Here is an 18,327-nt window from a genome sequence, read left to right as displayed (position 1 = left end):
CGGTGTCGGCGGGCGGCAGGCCTGACCTTCCTCCCTGCACGACTCCCACCGGCGGGCTGCGGCGAAGCCGCGCGTCCGTAGACTCGTCTGGCCGCCTGAGAAGGGCCGGCGCCGCCGTGAGGGAGTGCCCGTTCACCATGAGCTACCGCAACGATCCGTACGACCCGAAGCAGGTCGCCCTGCTCGACCCGGACGCCCTGGCCGGGGCCGTGGCCGACGCCGAGAAGGCGTTCGCCGCCGCCGCCGACCCGGACGCGTTGACCGCGCTGCGTCCCGCGCACCTGGGGGACCGGTCCCCGGTGTCGCTCGCGCGCCGGGAGATCGGCGCGCTGCCGCCGGCCGCGAAGTCCGACGCCGGCAAGCGGGTCAACGAGGCCCGGCGTGCCATCGAGTCCGCGTACGCCGCCCGGCAGGAGATCCTGGACCGGGAGCAGGCCGAGCGGGTGCTGGTCGAGGAGCGGGTCGACGTGACCCTGCCGTACGACCGCCGGCCGCGCGGCGCCCGCCACCCGCTGACGGTGCTGATGGAGCAGATCAGCGACCTGTTCATCGGCATGGGCTACGAGGTGGCCGAGGGTCCCGAGGTCGAGCTGGAGTGGACCAACTTCGACGCGCTGAACATCCCGGCCGACCACCCCGCCCGCGGCCTCATGGACACGTTCCACATCGCACCCGAGGGTTCCGGCCTCGTTCTCCGCACCCACACGTCGCCCGTGCAGGCGCGCACCATGCTCAGCCGCAAGCCCCCGATCTACGTGGTGGTGCCGGGCCGCGTCTACCGCACCGACGAGTTGGACGCCACCCACGCGCCGGTCTTCCACCAGGTCGAGGGCCTGGTGGTGGACAAGGGCATCACCATGGCGCACCTGCGCGGCACGCTCGACCACTTCGCCCGGGCCATGTTCGGCGAGGGCGCGAAGACCCGCTGGCGGCCGCACTACTTCCCGTTCACCGAGCCGTCGGCGGAGTTCGACGTCTGGTTCCCGGAGCACCGGGACGGGCCGCAGTGGGTCGAGTGGGGTGGCTGCGGCATGGTCAACCCGCGTGTGCTGCGCGCCTGCGGGATCGACCCGGAGGTCTACTCCGGATTCGCGTTCGGCATGGGCATCGACCGGACCGTGATGGTCCGGCACGGGGTCAGCGACATGCGGGACATGGCCGAGGGCGACGTGCGGTTCACCCGCGTGTTCGGCGCCTGAGCTACGGGAACGGTGGAAGAAGAGTCATGCGAGTTTCTGTCAGTTGGTTGCGGGAGTACGTGGACCTCCCGACCGACCTGCCCACCGGCGACCTGGAGCAGGCGCTGGTCGACCTCGGCATCGAGGTCGAGTCGATCGTGGACCTGCGGGAGACCGTCACCGGTCCGCTGGTCGTGGGCGAGGTCCTGGAGATCGAGGAGCTGACCGGCTTCAAGAAGCCGATCCGCTTCTGCCGGGTGGACGTGGGCGCCGCGAACGGCACCGGCGAGCCGCAGGAGATCGTCTGCGGGGCGCGCAACTTCGCCCAGGGCGACCGGGTCGTGGTGATCCTGCCGGGCGGGGTGCTGCCCGGCAACTTCGCCATCGGCGCGCGCAAGACGTACGGGCGCAACTCCCACGGCATGATCTGCTCGGCGCAGGAGTTGGGGCTCGGCGACGACCACTCGGGCATCATCGTGCTGCCCGAGGACGTGAAAGCCCAGCCCGGCGACGACGCGCGGCCGATCGTCGGCCTGGACGACGTGGTGGTCGAGATGGAGATCACCCCGGACCGCGGGTACGCGCTCAGCGTCCGCGGCATCGCCCGGGAGCTGTCGCACGCGCTCGGCGTGCCGTTCCGTGACCCCGCCGACGCGCCCGCGTCGGGCGGCACCGCCGAGCCGGCGTACCCGGTGGAGGTCCGCGACCCGGTCGGCTGCGACCGGTTCGCCGCCCGGATGGTGCGCGGTGTCGACCCGACCGTCGAGACGCCCGGCTGGATGCGGCAGCGGCTCACCGTCGCCGGCGTGCGCAGCATCTCGCTGCCCGTCGACATCACCAACTACCTGATGCTCGAACTCGGCCAGCCGATGCACGCCTTCGACGCCGACCGGATCGTCGGGCCGCTGGTGGTGCGTCGCGCCGAGCCGGGGGAGAAGCTGACCACCCTGGACGGGGTGAGCCGTGCCCTCGTACCGGAGGACATGGTGATCTGCGACGACACCGGTCCGATCTCGCTGGCCGCGGTGATGGGTGGCGAGACCAGCGAGGTGCTCGCCTCCACCACGAACGTGCTCTTCGAGGCGGCGCACTGGGACCCGGCGATGGTCGGGCGCACCGCCCGGCGACACAAGCTGTTCAGCGAGGCCGCCAAGCGCTGGGAGCGCGGCGTCGACCCGACGCTGCCGCTGGTCGCGCTGGAGAAGGCGGTCCGGCTGCTCACCGACCTGGCCGGCGGTGCCGCCGGCGCCGAGGTGCTCGACCTCGACCACGTCCGTCCGCGGACGCCGGTCGCGTTGCCGGTGGACCTGCCGTCGCGCCGGGTCGGCGTGACGTATGCGCCGGACCGGGTGGTGGAGCTGCTGGAGCAGGTCGGGTGCGCGGTCACGCGCGGCGCCGACCGGCTCGGCGAGGACCCGGGCGCCGCCGGGGTGGCCGCGTCCGGCGCGGGTGAGGTGCTCACCGTGACGCCGCCGAGCTGGCGGCCCGACCTGACCGACCCGGCCGACCTGGTGGAGGAGGTGGTCCGCCTCGACGGGTACGACCGGGTGCCGTCGGTGCTGCCCACCGCGCCGGCCGGCCGGGGCCTGACCCCGCAGCAGCAGCGTCGCCGGGCCGTCGCCCGTTCCCTGGCGGAGCGCGGCCTGGTCGAGGTGCTGTCCCAGCCGTTCGTGGCGCCCGAGCTGGCCGACCAGCTCGGCCTGCCGGCCGACGACCCGCGCCGACCCGCGGTGCGGCTGGCCAACCCGCTGTCCGAGGAGGAGCCGCTGCTGCGCACCACGCTGCTCGGCCCGCTGCTGGGCGTCGTCAAGCGCAACGTGGGTCGGGGCCAGCGGGACGTGGCGATCTACGAGATCGGCGCGGTCTTCCACCCGCGTCCGGGCGTCGGCGCCCCGCCCGCCATGGGCGTGGACCGGCGGCCCACCGACGAGGAGTTCGCCGCCGCCGACGCGGTGGTCCCGGCGCAGCCGCGGCACGTCGCCGTGGCGCTCTGCGGCGAGATCGAGCCGGCCGGCTGGTGGGGCGCGGGCCGGGCGGCCGGCTGGGCGGACGCCGTCGAGGCCGGCCGGGCGGTGCTGGACGCCGCCGGCATCCCGGCCGACCGGGTGACCGTGCGGGCCGGCGAGCGGGCGCCCTGGCACCCGGGGCGCTGCGCCGAGCTGCTGGTGGACGACGTCGTCGTCGGGCACGCCGGCGAGCTGCACCCGGCCGTGGTGGCCGCGCTGGAGCTGCCCCGCCGCACCAGCGCCATGGAGCTGGACCTGGACGCGCTGCCCGCCGCGCCGCTGGCGACCGGGCCGACCATCTCCACGTTCCCGCCGGCGCTGATCGACGTGGCGCTGGTGGTGGACGAGGCGGTGCCGGCGGCGGAGGTGCGGCGGGCCCTGGCCGAGGGCGCCGGCCCGCTGCTGGAGGACGTCCGGCTCTTCGACGTCTACGCCTCCGCGCAGCTCGGCGCGGGGCGGAAGTCGCTGGCCTACAAGCTGACGTTCCGGGCCCCGGACCGCACGCTGGCCGGTGAGGAGGCGGTGGCCGCCCGCGACGCCGCGGTGGCGCTCGCCGCGCAGCGCTTCGGCGCCATCCTCCGCGGCGCCTGAGGCGTAAGGAAGGGCCCCCGCTTAACGCCTCCGGTAGAGGCGGGGGCCCTTCTTAACGCGCCTGCGCCGCCGTCCTCGTGCTGTCGGGATTCGTACAGACGGACCCGCTCGCGCACGGCCGGCGCCTACAGTCCTTCGACATTCGTCAGATGAAGGACGCTCATGCCGGATTCGCCTTCCACCCCGCTCCTGACCTCCGTCCAGGAGGCCGTGGTGCAGGCGTACTACCCGGACCGCGTGCGCGCGGCGTCGAGCGCCCGGACCCGGGCCCAGGCCGCACAGTCGGTCGTCACCGTCTTCGCCGGTGCCCTGGTGGCGACGTTCACCCTCACGGCGCTGGCGTCGGCGGCGCCGGTGACCCGGGTGGCCGGGTGCGTCGCCGTCGCGTTGTGGCTGTTCGCCGCGGTCCTGTACGTCCGCGCCATCGCGACGGTCGTGCCGCCACCGCCGACCGCCGCGCGCGAGGCGCCCGACGCCCGCTCGCTCATCGAGGAGGTCCTCCGGCGGGGAGACCGGGAGGCGCGGCAGGTCGACCGCCGGCAGACGTGGGCGAACCTGGTGTCCGTCGTCGCCCTCGCGGCGACCGTGGCGACCTTCTGCGCCGCCCTGTTCGTCGAACATCCCGACAAGACCCGACCCGGGGTGCTCATTCTCGGGCCGGACGGCCAGGCCACCCTTCGTGCCCTGTGCGGCCCCGCTGTCGGCCCGAAGGTCGAGGGGAAGGTCGACGTGCGCTCGATGTCGGGGCAGTTCGTCTCCGTCAGGCTCGCCCGTTGCGGCGATCGTCGTGACGTCACCGTCCGAGTTCCGAGGAGCGCGGTGTCGGCCGCGCTGACCAGGGAGGGCTGAGCCGATGGCACTGCACAACGACCCCACGTTCCTGATCGTGCGAGGTTCGCCCTCGATCGCCTCCGACGCGGAAGCCCTGGGGAATCGCTGCGCGGCTGCGGTCGCCCGCCTGCACGACGAGGGCGGCGCGGTGGACGCGCTGGTGCTCGTCGGCGACCTCACGTCGTCGGCTTCGGCGGACGAGTTCGCCGCGGTGTCGGCGGTCGTGGACCGGATCCTCGCCGAATGCTGTGAGGCTCCGGTGCCGACGGAACTCCCCGCCGTCCTGGCCGTGCCCGGCCTCGCGGACCGCGCACCGCTCTCCCCGGCCCTGCCGACCGTCCGGTCGCTGACCGACTGGTGGCACATGGTGCGGGACGACTTCTGGCGCGACGAGACGCCGGACGTACGGGAGGCGATCCGGGCCGGCTTCCGGCCCTGCCTGGACTGGTACGCCGGCTACGTGCCCGAGGGCGGCTGGCAGCCCGGGCTGCTGCCCGGCGAGGGCGGCCTGGTGCTCGACACCGGAAACGTTCGCCTCGGCGTGGCGACCGTCAACACCGCCTTCCGGATGCTCACCGCGGACGCCTCGCCCGAACTCGCCACCCTGCACTCCCGTCAGGTGAGCGCCCTGACCACGGGCTGGGCCCGGCCGGTGGACGCCGTGGCGGTCGTCGCGCCGACCGGCGCCGAGCTGCCGGGGGATGCCGCGATCCCGGTGCTCCCGGTCGCCGGCTCCGAGGGCGGGAGCGGATCCGGCTGGCTGATCCCCGACGCCGGGCCGCAGGTCGTGGTCGCCCGGCGGGTCGAGGGTGGCGTACGCCTGGTCGACCTGGACGGGGGCACCCTGCTCGACGCCGTCCGGCCCGCACCGGTGCCGCCGGCGGCGGAGCCGGTGGTGGAGCCGGAGCCGGCACGCGCGGACCCGGGCGATCTGCTCGCGGAGATCGACCAGATCATGGCGACCGGGCAGGCCGTCCTGGTCCTCACCTCCGGCATCGAGGCGGAGTCGCGCGGCGAGTGGTCCAGCCCGCTCGCCAGCCCGGACGAGCTGTTCGACGCGCTGGCGGACCAGCTCGCCCAACCGATCGCGGACGGCCGGGTGACCCTGGCGGCGCTGATGCAGCGGCTGCGGCAGGCGGACCCGTCGCTGGTGCGGCGCACCATCGGGGGGATGCTGGTGGCGGACGGCACCACCATCAACGACACCGCCCTGCGACTGCTGCTGGCCCCGTGGTACCGGGTGTACGACTGCACCGGCACGAACGTCTTCCACGACATCGCCGCGCGGATGGAGGTCGGCAGCAATGTGGTCGTGGTGGACGCGCACCGGGACCCGCCCGGCCGGGGCCGCCCGCAGCTGGAGGTCGTGGCGATGCACGGCATCGCGCCGGGCAGCGCCGCCGGGCCGGTGACGTTCGACATCGACGACCGGGGGCGTGGCGCCCGCGGCCAGTGGTTCCGGCAGTTGAAGGCGGATCTGATCACCCACCCGGTGGTGTTCGGAGCGAGCACCGTCGACAGTCGGCACCTGTCGCTCTACCTGGACACGCTGACCGGCGACGCCGGGGCGTCGGGTGCGCCCCGGCGTTTCGTGGTGGCGCCGGGCGACGACGCGACCGCCTCGTGGAAGTTGGCCGGGGCGGGCACCGTCCAGGTTCCACTCACCGTCGCCGAGTTGGCCCGCGAGCGGCTCGGTGCCACCCGGGAGCCGATGCGTCGGGGCGCGCAGCTGCGCGCCCGGATGCGGTCCGTGCTCGACCGCAATGCCGGGGTGCAGCTCGTCTCCACCCTGCTGGAGGCGGCGCCGCCCGGCGACCCGCTGTACCTGAGGGGGACCGACCCGACGTGGGGTGACGTCGCGCAGAACATCCCGGCGCAGTTGTCCACCCTGTCGGCGATGCTGGAACGCGCCGGTTCGGCCGGGCCGCAACAGCCGGTGCTCGTGCTCAACGACCGGTCCGGCACCGGCAAGTCCACCACGCTGATGCAGTTCGCGGTCGCCCTGCACGTCCGGGGCCTGGCGGTCGGGTGGGTGGACCGGGCGACGACCAAGTCGAGCCAGGACGTCATCAGCGAGTGCGTGGAACTCGGACTGGACGCGGTCCTGATCGACGACGTCGACATCTTCGGCGCGGAGGCGGCCCGCCTGATGACCCGGCTCGGCCAGCGCGGCACGATCCTGGTCGCGGCGACCATCCGCAGCACCCGGGGTCATCTGCTCGACGAGGTGGCGGGCCTGACCCGGGTGCCACCGCTGCGGCTGACCGACGACGACCTGAACAGCCTGGTGGAGAGGTTGGAGGCGTATCGGCAGCTCGGCAAGCTCAAGCAGTACAAGCTGCACGACACGCGGGTGGACCGGCTGCGGCAGGTCTCCGACCGCGACCTGATGGCCGCGATGGTCGAGGTGATCACCGGATACCGGTTCGAGGAGCGGGTCAACAGCGAGTTCGCCCAGCTCGATCCGCGGGAACGGGACATCTACGCCACGGTCTGCCTCTTCGAGGCGCTGCAGTACGAGGACCGGTCGTTGACCCTGCCGCAGAACGCCCTGCTGCAGATCGCCTCGGACGGCCCCCCGGACCCGGCCGTCAACCAGGCGATCGAGCGTCTGGTGTCCGGTCGCCGGATGCTGGTGCGGCGGGAGTCGGGGCACATCCGCAGCCGGCACCGGGTGGTGGCGGAGGCGATGGAGAAGTCGATCCGGGAGGACAAGGACTACTTCCTGGAGATCTTCACTCGGCTGCTGCTGTTCTACGTCCAGCGCGGCGCCGGCATCACCGACCGCAACGACCCGACCCGCCGCGCCATGGTGGCGCTGATCAACCACCGGGTGATGATGAAGTCGGGCCTGCCGATCGACTCGGTGCGCGAGGTCTATCAGCAGCTGCACGACTACCTCAAGGACGACTTCCACTACTGGCTCCAGTGCGGGTCGTACGAGCTGGAGCGGCGGAACCTGGACCTGGCCGCCACCTACCTGGAGACGTCCCGGGGTTGCGACGGCGGCCAGGACCATTTCAAGGTGGTCACCACCTGGGCGATGGTGTGTCTGCGGCGGGCCAGCGCCCGCCCGACCGACAACGGCCTGCACGAGGTGGCGGTGGACGCGTTCCGGGAGCTGGAGCGCATCGCGAAGCAGGAGGGCGACCGGTCACCGCACACCATCGTCACGATCGTCCGGGACGGGACGAGCTGGCTGCAGCGCGGTGTGTTCTTCACCGAGGACGAGCAACAGAGCACGGCGCGCCGGATCCTGCGGTGGATCGAGATCGGGCACCGGTTGCTGGCGATGAACGGCGAGTTCCGCTCGGCGGCCGAGCACTGCACGGGTCCGCTGGAGCGCATGGTGCGCGCGGAGGACGAGCGGGCGATACCGCTCTGACCCGGCTCCGCCCGAGAAGCGCACGTCCATGCAGTGGACCGCATGAACTTGCAGTGAGGGGGTGGCCCTGCTAACCTCTATGCATAGTCATGCGGAGGGCAGTATGGGCATTCGAGTTGCGGTGGCCGGGGCGAGTGGATACGCCGGCGGCGAACTGTTGCGCCTGCTCGCCGGTCACCCCGAGTTCGACCTGGTCACCGCCACCGCGCACAGCCAGGCCGGTCAGCCCGTCGCCGCCGTACACCCGCAGCTCGTCGGCCTGGACCTGGTGTTCGGGGCGACCGAGCCGGCGGCCCTGGCCGACGCGGACCTGGTCTTCCTGGCCCTGCCGCACGGCCAGTCGGCGGCGCTCGCGGCGGCCCTCCCTGACAGCGTCGCGGTGGTCGACCTCGGCGCCGACCACCGGTTGCGCGACGCGGACGCCTGGGCCCGCTACTACGCCGGCGCGTACGCCGGCGCGTGGACGTACGGCCTGCCCGAGCTGCCCGGCCAGCGGGCGGAGATCGCCGCGGCCCGGCGGGTGGCCAGCACCGGCTGCTACGCCGTCGCCACCACCCTCGCCCTGGCGCCGCTGATCGCCGCCGGCGCGGTACGCCCCGACGACGTGGTGGTGGTCGCCGCCTCCGGCACCTCCGGCGCCGGCCGGGCCGCGAAGGCCCACCTGCTCGGCAGCGAGGTGATGGGCGACCTGTCGCCCTACAAGGTCGGCGCGCACCAGCACGTGCCGGAGATCAAGCAGGCCAGCGGCGCGGCCGGCCTGTCGTTCACACCCGTCCTCGCGCCCATGCCGCGCGGGATCCTGGCCACCGTCACCGCGCTGCCGACCGGCGACGCCGACCCGCGCGCGGTGCTGGCCGCCGCCTACGCCGACGCGCCGTTCGTGCACGTGCTGCCCGAGGGGGCGTGGCCGCACACCGCCGCCACCGCCGGCTCGAACTCCTGCCACCTCCAGGCGACCGTGGACGTCGACTCGGGGCGGGTGATCGTGGTCAGCGCCATCGACAACCTGGGCAAGGGCGCGGCCGGCCAGGCCGTGCAGAACGCCAACCTGATGGTCGGTCTCCCCGAGACCACCGGTCTGTCCGTCTTCGGAGTAACCCCATGAGTGTCACCACCCCCCGCGGCTTCCGTGCCGCCGGTGTCGCCGCCGGCCTCAAGACCTCCGGCGCCGGTGACGTCGCGCTGGTCGTCAACGACGGCCCGGACGCCGGGGTCGCCGGCGTGTTCACCGCCAACCGGGTCAAGGCCGCCCCGGTGCTCTGGACCCAGCGCGTCGTTCACGGCGGCGTGGTCCGGGCCGTGGTGCTCAACTCCGGCGGCGCGAACGCCTGCACCGGCCCGGCCGGCTTCCAGGACACCCACGCCACCGCCGAGCACACCGCCGCCGCGCTCACCGGCAGCAGCCCCCGGCTGATCGTCGGCGCCGGCGAGGTCGCGGTCTGCTCGACCGGCCTGATCGGCGAGCGGCTGCCGATGGACAAGCTGCTGCCCGGCGTACGCGACGCGGTGCGCGGACTGTCCCGCGACGGCGGCGGACCGGCCGCCGAGGCGATCATGACCACGGACACCCGACCCAAGACGACGGTGGCGCGCGGCAGCGGCTGGACCGTCGGCGGAATGGCGAAGGGCGCCGGGATGCTGGCGCCGGCCATGGCCACCATGCTCTGCGTGCTCACCACCGACGCGGTGGCCGGCCCGGACGTGCTGGACGCCGCGCTGCGGGCCGCCACCCGGGTCACGTTCGACCGGGTCGACTCCGACGGCTGCATGTCCACCAACGACACCGTGCTGCTGCTGGCCAGCGGCGCGTCCGGCATCGAGCCGACCGAGGCCGAGCTGACCGCCGCGGTCACCGCCGCCTGCCACGACCTGGCTCAGCAGCTCCTCGCCGACGCGGAGGGCGCGACCAAGCAGGTCGCCGTCGACGTGGTGGGCGCGGCGAACGAGGACGAGGCCGTGGAGGTGGGCCGCGCGGTGGCCCGCAACAACCTGGTGAAGACCGCGCTGTTCGGCAACGACCCGAACTGGGGTCGGATCCTCGCCGCCGTCGGCACCACCGCCGCCGCGTTCGAGCCGGACGACGTCGACGTGGCGGTCAACGGGATCTGGGTGTGCCGGGCCGGGGCCGCCGCCGAGGACCGCGCCAAGGTGGACCTCACCGGCCGCGACGTGACCATCCGGATCGACCTGCACGCCGGTGGCGCCGCCGCCACCGTCTGGACCAACGACCTGTCCCACGCGTACGTGCACGAGAACTCGGCGTATTCCACATGAACCTCACCGCTGACCTCAGCCGGGCCCAGGCCAAGGCCGCCACGCTGATCGAGGCGTTGCCCTGGCTGGCCCGCCTCGCCGGCGCGACCGTCGTGGTCAAGTACGGCGGCAACGCCATGGTGGACCCCGCGCTCCAGCGGGCGTTCGCCGCGGACATGGTCTTCCTCCGCTACGCCGGTCTCAAGCCGGTCGTCGTGCACGGCGGCGGCCCGCAGATCTCCGCCATGCTGGGCCGCCTCGGCATCGCCAGCGAGTTCCGGGGCGGCCTGCGGGTCACCACCCCCGAGGCCATGGACGTGGTCCGGATGGTCCTCGTCGGGCAGGTCGGCCGGGAGCTGGTCGGCCTGGTCAACGCGCACGGCCCGTTCGCGGTCGGGCTCTCCGGCGAGGACGCGGGCCTGTTCACCGCGGTGCGCCGGCCGGCGTACGTGGACGGGGAGCCGGTCGACGTGGGGCAGGTCGGCGACGTGGAGTCGGTGAACGCCTCCGCGGTCACCGACCTGATCGCGGCCGGCCGGATCCCGGTCATCTCCACCGTCGCCCCGGACGCCGACGGGGTGCTGCACAACCTCAACGCGGACACCGCCGCCGCCGCGCTCGCGGTCGCCCTGGACGCGCGCAAGTTGGTCGTCCTCACCGACGTGCCCGGCCTGTACGCGGACTGGCCCGACACGTCCAGCCTGATCAGCGAGATCACCGCCGACGAGCTGGCGACGCTGCTGCCGTCGCTGGAGTCGGGCATGGTCCCGAAGATGGAGGCGTGCCTGCGGGCGGTGCGCGGGGGAGTACCCGCCGCGCACGTCGTCGACGGCCGGGTCGCGCACTCCACGCTGCTGGAGGTCTTCACCTCGGAAGGGTTCGGAACGATGGTGATCGGCTCATGAGCACGCTGGTGCGGCGCTGGCGCGCCACCATGATGGACAACTACGGCACACCGCCGCTGGCGCTCGTCTCCGGCTCCGGCGCCGTCGTGGTCGACGAGGCCGGCCGGGAGTACGTGGACCTGGTCGGCGGCATCGCCGTCAACGCGCTCGGCCACGCGCACCCGGCCGTGGTGGCCGCCGTCACCCGGCAGGTCGCGACGCTGGGGCACGTGTCGAACCTGTACGTCGCCGAACCGCCGGTCGCGCTGGCCGAGCTGCTGCTGGCGCTCGCGGGCCGACCGGGCCGGGTCTTCTTCGCCAACTCCGGCGCGGAGGCCAACGAGGCGGCGTTCAAACTCTCCCGGCTCACCGGTCGACGCCACGTGGTGGCCGCCCACGGTGGTTTCCACGGCCGGACCATGGGCGCGCTGGCGCTCACCGGTCAGCCGGCCAAGGCCGACCCGTTCCGCCCGCTGCCCGGCGACGTGACCCACGTGCCCTACGGCGACGTCGACGCGCTGGCCGAGGCGGTCACCGACGCCACCGCGATGGTGATCCTGGAGCCGATCCAGGGGGAGAACGGCGTGGTCGTCCCGCCGCCGGGCTACCTCGCGGCGGCCCGGCGGATCACCGCCGCACGCGGCGCGCTGCTGGTGCTCGACGAGGTGCAGACCGGCGTCGGGCGTACCGGGCACTGGTTCGCCCACCAGGCCGAGGGCGTCGAGCCGGACGTGGTCACGCTGGCCAAGGGGCTCGGCGGCGGCCTGCCGCTCGGCGCGTGCCTGGCCTTCGGCCCGGCCGCCGACCTGCTCACCCCCGGCTCGCACGGCACCACGTTCGGCGGCAACCCGGTCAGCTGCGCCGCCGCGCTCGCGGTGGTCGCCACGATCGCGAACGAGGGGCTGCTCGACCACGTCAAGCGGGTCGGCGAGCGGCTGCGGCGCGGCGTCGAGGCGCTCGGGCACCCGCTGGTGCGCGGGGTGCGCGGCGCCGGCCTGCTGCTCGGCGTCGAGCTGGCCGCCCCGGTCGCCGGCACGGTGACCGACGCGCTGCGCGCCGCCGGTTTCCTGGTCAACCCGGTGCAGCCCGGCGTGGTCCGGCTCGCGCCGCCGCTGATCCTCACCGCCGCGCAGGCCGACGCGTTCCTGGCCGCCCTACCCGCCGCGCTCGACGCGGCCGCTCCCGCGCCGACCGGACCCACCGCCACGGAGGCCCTCGCATGATCCGCCACTTCCTGCGCGACGACGACCTCACGCCGGCCGAGCAGGCCGCCGTGCTCGACCTCGCCGCCCGGATGAAGGCCGAGCGGTACGCCCACAAGCCGCTGGCCGGGCCCCGGTCGGTGGCGGTGCTGTTCGACAAGCAGAGCCTGCGCACCCGGATCTCGTTCGACGCCGGCATCGCCGAGCTGGGCGGCCACCCGCTCGTCGTGGACACCCAGGTCACCCACTTCGGTCGGGGCGAGACGCTGGCCGACGCCGGTCGGGTGCTGTCCCGCTACGTCGCGGCGATCGTGCTGCGGACCCACGGCGACGACCGGATCGCCGAGGTGGCGGCGCACGCCACGGTGCCGGTGGTCAACGCGCTCACCGACACCTACCACCCCTGCCAGCTCCTGGCCGACCTGCTCACCGTGCGCGAGCGGTTCGGCGCCACGGCCGGCCGGATCCTCACGTACGTCGGCGACGCGGCGAACAACATGGCGCACTCGTACCTGCTGGCCGGCGCGACCGCCGGCATGCACGTGCGGATCGCCGGCCCGGCCGGGTTCCAGCCGGACCCGGAGATCGTGGCCCGGGCGGAGAAGATCGCCGCCGGCACCGGCGGCTCGGTCCGGGTGCTCGTCGACCCGGTCGAGGCGGTCCGGGACGCGCACGTGGTCGCCACCGACACCTGGACGTCCATGGGGCAGGAGGCCGACGGGCTGGACCGGATCACCCCGTTCCGGGCCTACCAGGTCGGCGACGCCCTGCTCGCCCACGCCGCGGCCGACGTGATCGTGCTGCACTGCCTGCCCGCCCACCGCGGCGAGGAGATCACCGACGAGGTGCTCGACGGCCCACGCAGCGCGGTGTTCGACCAGGCGGAGAATCGCCTGCACGCCCAGAAGGCGCTGCTGACCTTTCTCCTGGAGGCATCCACATGACCGCCCCGTTGACCCGCGCCGCGCGGCACGCCCGCATCGTCGAGCTGATCCGTGACACGCCCATCCACTCGCAGACCGAGCTGGCCGACCTGCTCGCCGGTGACGGCATCCAGGTCACCCAGGCCACGCTCTCCCGGGACCTGAAGGAACTGGGGGCGGTGACCGCGCGCGGCGGCGACGGGCGGGGCGTCTACCTGATCCCGGAGGACGGCCACCGTCCGTTGCGCGACGCCGAGGGCGCGCCGGCCCGGCTGGTACGCCTGCTGCGGGAACTGCTCAACGGGGTCGACGCCAGCGGGAACATCGCCGTGCTGCGCACCCCGCCGGGCGCGGCCCACTACCTGGCCAGCGCGTTGGACCGGGCCGGCCTGTCCGAGATCGTCGGCACCATCGCCGGCGACGACACCATCCTCGTCGTGGCCCGCGAGCCCGACGGCGGCGCGGCACTGGGCGACCGGCTCGCCGCCTGGGCCCGCCGGGACGAGAACGTCGAAGGGAACAGCACACCATGACCGAGCGGGTCGTCCTGGCGTACTCCGGGGGTCTCGACACCTCCGTCGCCATCCCGTATCTGGCCGAGCAGACCAGCGCCGAGGTGATCGCGGTCGCGGTCGACCTCGGCCAGGGCGGCGAGGACATGACCGTGGTCCGGCAGCGCGCCCTGGACTGCGGCGCCGTCGAGGCGGAGGTGATCGACGCGCGGGACGAGTTCGCCGCCGGGTACTGCGTGCCGGCGATCCGGGCCAACGCGCTCTACATGGACCGCTACCCATTGGTCTCCGCGCTGTCCCGGCCGTTGATCGTCCGGCACCTGGTGGCCGCCGCGCGCCGGCACGGCGGCACGATCGTGTCGCACGGGTGCACCGGCAAGGGCAACGACCAGGTCCGGTTCGAGGTCGGCCTGGCCGCGCTCGCCCCCGACCTGAGGATCGTCGCGCCGGCCCGGGACTTCGCCTGGACCCGGGACAAGGCGATCACCTTCGCCGAGGAGAAGGGGCTGCCGATCGACGTCACGGCGCGGTCGCCGTACTCGATCGACCAGAACCTGTGGGGCCGGGCCGTGGAGACCGGCTTCCTGGAGGACATCTGGACCGCGCCGGTGGAGGACCTCTACGCGTACACGTCCGACCCGGCCCTGGAGCGCGACCCGGACGAGGTGGTCATCACCTTCGACGGCGGCGTCCCGGTGGCGATCGACGGCGAGACGGTCACCCCGTACCAGGCGATCCTGGACCTCAACCGGCGCGCCGGCGCCCACGGCGTGGGCCGCCTCGACATGGTCGAGGACCGGCTGGTCGGCATCAAGAGCCGCGAGGTGTACGAGGCGCCCGGCGCGGTCGCCCTGATCACCGCCCACCAGGAGCTGGAGGCGGTCACGGTCGAGCGGGACCTGGCCCGGTTCAAGCGCGGCGTCGACCAGCGCTGGGGCGAGCTGGTCTACGACGGTCTCTGGTTCTCCCCGCTGCGCCGGGCGCTGGACGCGTTCGTCGACGACGCCCAGCGGCACGTCACCGGCGAGGTGCGGCTGACCCTGCACGGCGGCCGGGCCGTGGTGACCGGTCGGCGCTCCGAGGCCAGCCTCTACGACTTCGGCCTGGCCACCTACGACACCGGCGACACGTTCGACCAGTCGCTGGCGAAGGGTTTCGTGCGGTTGTGGGGCCTGCCCAGCGGCCTGGCCGCCGCGCGGGACGCCCGGTTGGGAGAGGTGAGCTGGTGACCTTCACAATGGGTGGGGTGGACGACAAGAGCCTGACCGAGAACAGCGCCGCCACCAACCGGACGAGCCTCTGGGGAGGCCGGTTCGCCGGCGGTCCCGCCGAGGCGCTCGCGCGGCTGTCGGTGAGTGTCCAGTTCGACTGGCGTCTCGCCCCGTACGACCTCGCCGGCTCCCGGGCGCACGCCCGGGTCCTCGCCGGCGCCGGTCTGCTCGACCCGGAGGAACTGGGTCGGATGCTGGCCGCGCTGGACGACCTGGAGGCGGCGTGCGCGTCCGGCGCGTTCCGTCCCACGGTGGACGACGAGGATGTGCACACCGCCCTGGAGCGGGGCCTGCTGGAACGGCTGGGCAGCCTCGGCGGCAAGCTGCGCGCCGGCCGGTCCCGCAACGACCAGGTCGCCACCGACCTGCGGCTCTACCTGCGCGACCACGCCCGTGGGGTGGCGGCCCGGCTGGTCGAGCTGGCCGAGGCGCTCATCGAGCAGGCGGAGCGGCACGTCGACACCGCGGCGCCGGGCATGACGCACCTGCAGCACGCCCAGCCGGTGACGTTCGGGCACTGGCTGCTGGCCCACGTGCAGCCGCTGCTGCGCGACCTGGAACGGCTGCGCGACTGGGACGAGCGGACCGCGATCAGCCCGCTCGGCGCGGGCGCGCTGGCGGGCTCGGGTCTGCCGCTGGACCCGGTGGCCGTCGCCAAGGAGTTGGGCTTCCGCACCTCGTTCGCCAATTCGATGGACGCGGTCGCCGACCGGGACTTCGTGGCCGAGTTCCTCTTCGTCACCGCGATGGTCGGCGTGCACCTGTCCCGCCTCGGCGAGGAGGTGGTGCTCTGGACGTCGCAGGAGTTCGGCTGGGTCGAGCTGGACGACGCGTTCGCCACCGGCTCGTCGATCATGCCGCAGAAGAAGAACGCGGACATCGCCGAGCTGGCCCGGGGCAAGTCCGGTCGGCTGGTCGGTGGCCTGATGAGCGTGCTGACCATGCTCAAGGGCCTGCCGATGACCTACGACCGGGACATGCAGGAGGACAAGGAGCCGGCGTTCGACGCGGTCGACACGCTGGAGCTGCTGCTGCCCGCGCTGGCCGGGATGATCTCCACGATGACGGTCCGGGTGGACCGTCTGGTGGCCAGCGCGCCGTCCGGCTTCTCCCTGGCCACCGAGGTCGCCGACTGGCTGGTCCGGCGCAACGTGCCGTTCCGCGACGCGCACGAGATCACCGGCCGGCTGGTCGCGCTCTGCGCGGCCCGCGACTGCGCGCTGGACGAGGTCTCCGACGCCGATCTGGCCGCGGTCAGCGAGCACCTGGACCCGTCGGTGCGCGACGTGCTCTCGGTGCGCTCGGCCCTCGCGGCCCGCACCACCCCCGGCTCCACCGGCCCCGGGCCGGTCGCCGATCAGCTCGCCGCCGCGGCGGACAAGCTGGCGGGTTGGCGGGAGTGGGCCGCCGAGGGGGTCGTGCCCCGCTGAGCCACCCGGTCCCGGGGCGGGCGCTCGCCCGCCCCGGTCGAGCCGCGTCCTGCTCCACGCGCGGTCAACCGGCCGGCCGCTCGCGTTTCGGCAGCTTGGCCACCACCGCGTCGTAGGAGCCGTCGGCGGCGTCGACCAGCTCGTCGTCGGGGATGCCACCCTCCAGCCGCAGCGTGTTCCAGCCGGACCGGCCGATGTAGGGCGACGGGCGGGCGTCGGCCGGGAACCGGTGCACCCACTCGTCGGCGACCTCCCGCGTCGGGCCGCACTTGACGCCGATCCTGGCCTCGCCCTCGGGCGAGCCGAGGAAGGCGAAGATCCGGCTGCCCACCTTCACCACCTCGTCGCCCTCCCACGGCCGGTCGAGCCAGGCTCCCGGCTTGGCCAGGCAGTAGGCCAGCATCTCCTCGCGCGTCATCGCGTCCTCCCGTGCCGTCGTCCGGCACAGTCTCGCCCGCCGCTGTGACAGTCCGCCGGCCCCGGCTCAGTCGCCGGTGCCGGTGCGGACGGTGAGCCGCTCGTAGCGCTGCCGGGCGGCCTGAGCGCTGCCCAGCCCCAGCCCGAACGCGATCGCCTGCCAGGTCATGCCGCGCCCGCGGGCCACCTGCAGCAGCCCGGCCTCCAGCACGTCGACCTCGGCCCGCACGTGCGGGATCAGGGTCAGCGCGGCCATCAGGTCGGCCTGGTCGACCGGTTCCTCGCCCTCCTCCAGTTCGGCGCCGCCGGCGAGCGCCATCACCAGCGTGGCCGCCTCGTACGCGTCGGGCACGTCGGGGTGCGCGTAGCGGCGACGGCGAGAGTTCGTGCCGGCGTGCCGCTCGGCGATCCGCAGCAGCGCCGCGTAGTTGCGGTGCGCGCGGGCCTGGGCAGCATCCGGAGCGGTGAACGGGTCGTTGTCCACGGTGACCATGTCGTCCATCCCACACCCGAGAGCGACATGTTGTCAACACCCCGTTGAAAGTCACTCGTGCGCAACGCCCTGCTCTCCTGACAGTGAGACGCTTCGCGGGACCGTCGGGTTGCCACCCCACCCCACCTGCCTGTCCCGCTCCTCCCGCCCGCGAGCCGCGCGTTGATCAAGGAGTTCGCGTCAGCCGCCCTCTCCTGCCGTGACGCGAACCCCTTGATCGGCGTGGCTGGGGTCGGCGGGCGCGGCGCGGGCGCCGGGCGGGTGCGGGCGGGGTGGGCGGCTAGCGGGGGAGCGGGGAGCGGCGGCGGGGGGTGTGGCGGCGGTAGACGCTCACGGTGGGCTCGTCGGCGAGCCAGAAGCGCCACGGCAGGTCGTGGGCGGCGGCCACGCCGACCCGCGGGCCGGCGACGATCCGCGCCGGGTCGACCGGCGTCCCGGGCGGGGTCAGGAGCAGCGGGCCGGTGCCGTCGACCGCCGAGGTGCCGTTGGCGTCCCGACCCAGGCCGAGCGCGCTGACCAGGCGGGCCGGCCCGCGTGCCAGGTCCCGGTCCGACGCGCGGGGGCGGCGCTCCCGGGCGGTCTCGATCCCGTCCACCACCGCGCCGGCGCGCAGCAGCACGGCCGCCGCCTCGCCGTCCCGACCGCAGACGATGTTGGCGCACCAGTGCATGCCGAACACGAAGTACACGTAGACGTGCCCGGCGGGGCCGAACATGACCTGGTTGCGGGGTGTGGGTCCGCGGTGGGCGTGCGAGGCGGGGTCCTCGCCGGTGCCGGCGTACGCCTCGACCTCGGTCAACCGCACGCGCACGCCGTTCGCCGAGACGGTCCAGCCGAGGAGGGTCTGCGCGGTGGCCGCGACCTGCGCCGCCGGGGCCCGGAGCCAGGGGTACGTCATCGCGGCAAGGTTAGCCGGACGGTCGGGGCCACGCGCCTCCCGGAATAGTTGAC

General features: G+C 74.0%; 15 protein-coding genes. 12 read left to right on the top strand and 3 right to left on the bottom strand.

What is annotated here, in order from left to right; all coding sequences use genetic code 11:
• The first annotated feature begins 137 nt into the window (after positions 1 to 137).
• The 12 genes from pheS to argH all read left to right on the top strand — a co-directional run bounded on the left by pheS (position 138) and on the right by argH (position 16,466).
• Positions 138 to 1,199 (top strand): phenylalanine--tRNA ligase subunit alpha, encoded by a 1,062-nt coding sequence (pheS, locus tag CO540_RS07825; RefSeq protein ID WP_099161515.1) that lies wholly within the window; start codon positions 138 to 140, stop codon positions 1,197 to 1,199.
• A 26-nt stretch (positions 1,200 to 1,225) separates the two neighbouring features.
• Positions 1,226 to 3,775, top strand: coding sequence for a phenylalanine--tRNA ligase subunit beta (gene pheT, locus CO540_RS07820; protein WP_099161514.1), 2,550 nt, complete (start codon positions 1,226 to 1,228; stop codon positions 3,773 to 3,775).
• A 162-nt stretch (positions 3,776 to 3,937) separates the two neighbouring features.
• Positions 3,938 to 4,624, top strand: a complete 687-nt coding sequence (locus tag CO540_RS07815) for a hypothetical protein (RefSeq protein ID WP_099161513.1) — start codon at positions 3,938 to 3,940, stop codon at positions 4,622 to 4,624.
• 4 nt (positions 4,625 to 4,628) lie between these two features.
• Positions 4,629 to 7,991, top strand: coding sequence for a hypothetical protein (locus tag CO540_RS07810; protein WP_099161512.1), 3,363 nt, complete (start codon positions 4,629 to 4,631; stop codon positions 7,989 to 7,991).
• A 103-nt stretch (positions 7,992 to 8,094) separates the two neighbouring features.
• Complete coding sequence (argC, locus tag CO540_RS07805; RefSeq protein ID WP_099161511.1) at positions 8,095 to 9,096, top strand: N-acetyl-gamma-glutamyl-phosphate reductase; 1,002 nt, start codon at positions 8,095 to 8,097, stop codon at positions 9,094 to 9,096.
• On the top strand, positions 9,093 to 10,265 hold the full coding sequence (gene argJ / locus CO540_RS07800; protein ID WP_099161510.1) for a bifunctional glutamate N-acetyltransferase/amino-acid acetyltransferase ArgJ: 1,173 nt from the start codon (positions 9,093 to 9,095) through the stop codon (positions 10,263 to 10,265). The genes argC and argJ overlap by 4 nt, the downstream gene beginning before the upstream one ends.
• Positions 10,262 to 11,149, top strand: coding sequence for an acetylglutamate kinase (gene argB / locus CO540_RS07795; RefSeq protein ID WP_099161509.1), 888 nt, complete (start codon positions 10,262 to 10,264; stop codon positions 11,147 to 11,149). Before argJ ends, argB begins: the two co-directional genes overlap by 4 nt.
• On the top strand, positions 11,146 to 12,351 hold the full coding sequence (locus CO540_RS07790) for an acetylornithine transaminase (RefSeq protein WP_099161508.1): 1,206 nt from the start codon (positions 11,146 to 11,148) through the stop codon (positions 12,349 to 12,351). The genes argB and CO540_RS07790 overlap by 4 nt, the downstream gene beginning before the upstream one ends.
• Entirely contained in the window at positions 12,348 to 13,274 is a 927-nt protein-coding gene (gene argF / locus CO540_RS07785) for an ornithine carbamoyltransferase (protein WP_099161507.1), read from the top strand. The genes CO540_RS07790 and argF overlap by 4 nt, the downstream gene beginning before the upstream one ends.
• Positions 13,271 to 13,786, top strand: a complete 516-nt coding sequence (locus CO540_RS07780) for an arginine repressor (protein WP_091577936.1) — start codon at positions 13,271 to 13,273, stop codon at positions 13,784 to 13,786. Before argF ends, CO540_RS07780 begins: the two co-directional genes overlap by 4 nt.
• Complete coding sequence (locus CO540_RS07775) at positions 13,783 to 14,994, top strand: argininosuccinate synthase (RefSeq protein WP_099161506.1); 1,212 nt, start codon at positions 13,783 to 13,785, stop codon at positions 14,992 to 14,994. The genes CO540_RS07780 and CO540_RS07775 overlap by 4 nt, the downstream gene beginning before the upstream one ends.
• A gap of 8 nt (positions 14,995 to 15,002) precedes the next feature.
• Positions 15,003 to 16,466 (top strand): argininosuccinate lyase, encoded by a 1,464-nt coding sequence (gene argH / locus CO540_RS07770; protein ID WP_099161505.1) that lies wholly within the window; start codon positions 15,003 to 15,005, stop codon positions 16,464 to 16,466.
• 64 nt (positions 16,467 to 16,530) lie between these two features.
• Here the strand turns inward: argH and CO540_RS07765 are convergent, their stop codons facing one another.
• From CO540_RS07765 to CO540_RS07750, 3 genes are all read right to left on the bottom strand, one after another.
• Entirely contained in the window at positions 16,531 to 16,884 is a 354-nt protein-coding gene (locus CO540_RS07765; RefSeq protein ID WP_091577928.1) for an MmcQ/YjbR family DNA-binding protein, read from the bottom strand.
• 66 nt (positions 16,885 to 16,950) lie between these two features.
• Entirely contained in the window at positions 16,951 to 17,385 is a 435-nt protein-coding gene (locus CO540_RS07760; RefSeq protein ID WP_253866547.1) for a DNA-binding protein, read from the bottom strand.
• Positions 17,386 to 17,656: 271 nt separating this feature from the next.
• Positions 17,657 to 18,274, bottom strand: coding sequence for a DNA-3-methyladenine glycosylase (locus CO540_RS07750; RefSeq protein WP_099161504.1), 618 nt, complete (start codon positions 18,272 to 18,274; stop codon positions 17,657 to 17,659).
• Positions 18,275 to 18,327 lie beyond the last annotated feature (53 nt).

It is taken from the genome of Micromonospora sp. WMMA2032 (assembly GCF_002688545.1).
Classification (GTDB): domain Bacteria; phylum Actinomycetota; class Actinomycetes; order Mycobacteriales; family Micromonosporaceae; genus Micromonospora; species Micromonospora sediminicola.
Note: the sequence above shows the minus strand (reverse complement) of the source record. Positions and strands in the feature narration are given on the sequence as shown.

Excerpts from the sequence above, each read along its gene's own strand:
- pheS (WP_099161515.1), top strand. The coding sequence starts at position 138 with ATGAGCTACCGCAACGATCCGTACGACCCGAAGCAGGTCGCCCTGCTC.
- pheT (WP_099161514.1), top strand. The coding sequence starts at position 1,226 with ATGCGAGTTTCTGTCAGTTGGTTGCGGGAGTACGTGGACCTCCCGACC.
- CO540_RS07815 (WP_099161513.1), top strand. The coding sequence starts at position 3,938 with ATGCCGGATTCGCCTTCCACCCCGCTCCTGACCTCCGTCCAGGAGGCC.
- CO540_RS07810 (WP_099161512.1), top strand. The coding sequence starts at position 4,629 with ATGGCACTGCACAACGACCCCACGTTCCTGATCGTGCGAGGTTCGCCC.
- argC (WP_099161511.1), top strand. The coding sequence starts at position 8,095 with ATGGGCATTCGAGTTGCGGTGGCCGGGGCGAGTGGATACGCCGGCGGC.
- argJ (WP_099161510.1), top strand. The coding sequence starts at position 9,093 with ATGAGTGTCACCACCCCCCGCGGCTTCCGTGCCGCCGGTGTCGCCGCC.
- argB (WP_099161509.1), top strand. The coding sequence starts at position 10,262 with ATGAACCTCACCGCTGACCTCAGCCGGGCCCAGGCCAAGGCCGCCACG.
- CO540_RS07790 (WP_099161508.1), top strand. The coding sequence starts at position 11,146 with ATGAGCACGCTGGTGCGGCGCTGGCGCGCCACCATGATGGACAACTAC.
- argF (WP_099161507.1), top strand. The coding sequence starts at position 12,348 with ATGATCCGCCACTTCCTGCGCGACGACGACCTCACGCCGGCCGAGCAG.
- CO540_RS07780 (WP_091577936.1), top strand. The coding sequence starts at position 13,271 with ATGACCGCCCCGTTGACCCGCGCCGCGCGGCACGCCCGCATCGTCGAG.
- CO540_RS07775 (WP_099161506.1), top strand. The coding sequence starts at position 13,783 with ATGACCGAGCGGGTCGTCCTGGCGTACTCCGGGGGTCTCGACACCTCC.
- argH (WP_099161505.1), top strand. The coding sequence starts at position 15,003 with ATGGGTGGGGTGGACGACAAGAGCCTGACCGAGAACAGCGCCGCCACC.
- CO540_RS07765 (WP_091577928.1), bottom strand. The coding sequence starts at position 16,884 with ATGACGCGCGAGGAGATGCTGGCCTACTGCCTGGCCAAGCCGGGAGCC.
- CO540_RS07760 (WP_253866547.1), bottom strand. The coding sequence starts at position 17,385 with ATGGACGACATGGTCACCGTGGACAACGACCCGTTCACCGCTCCGGAT.
- CO540_RS07750 (WP_099161504.1), bottom strand. The coding sequence starts at position 18,274 with ATGACGTACCCCTGGCTCCGGGCCCCGGCGGCGCAGGTCGCGGCCACC.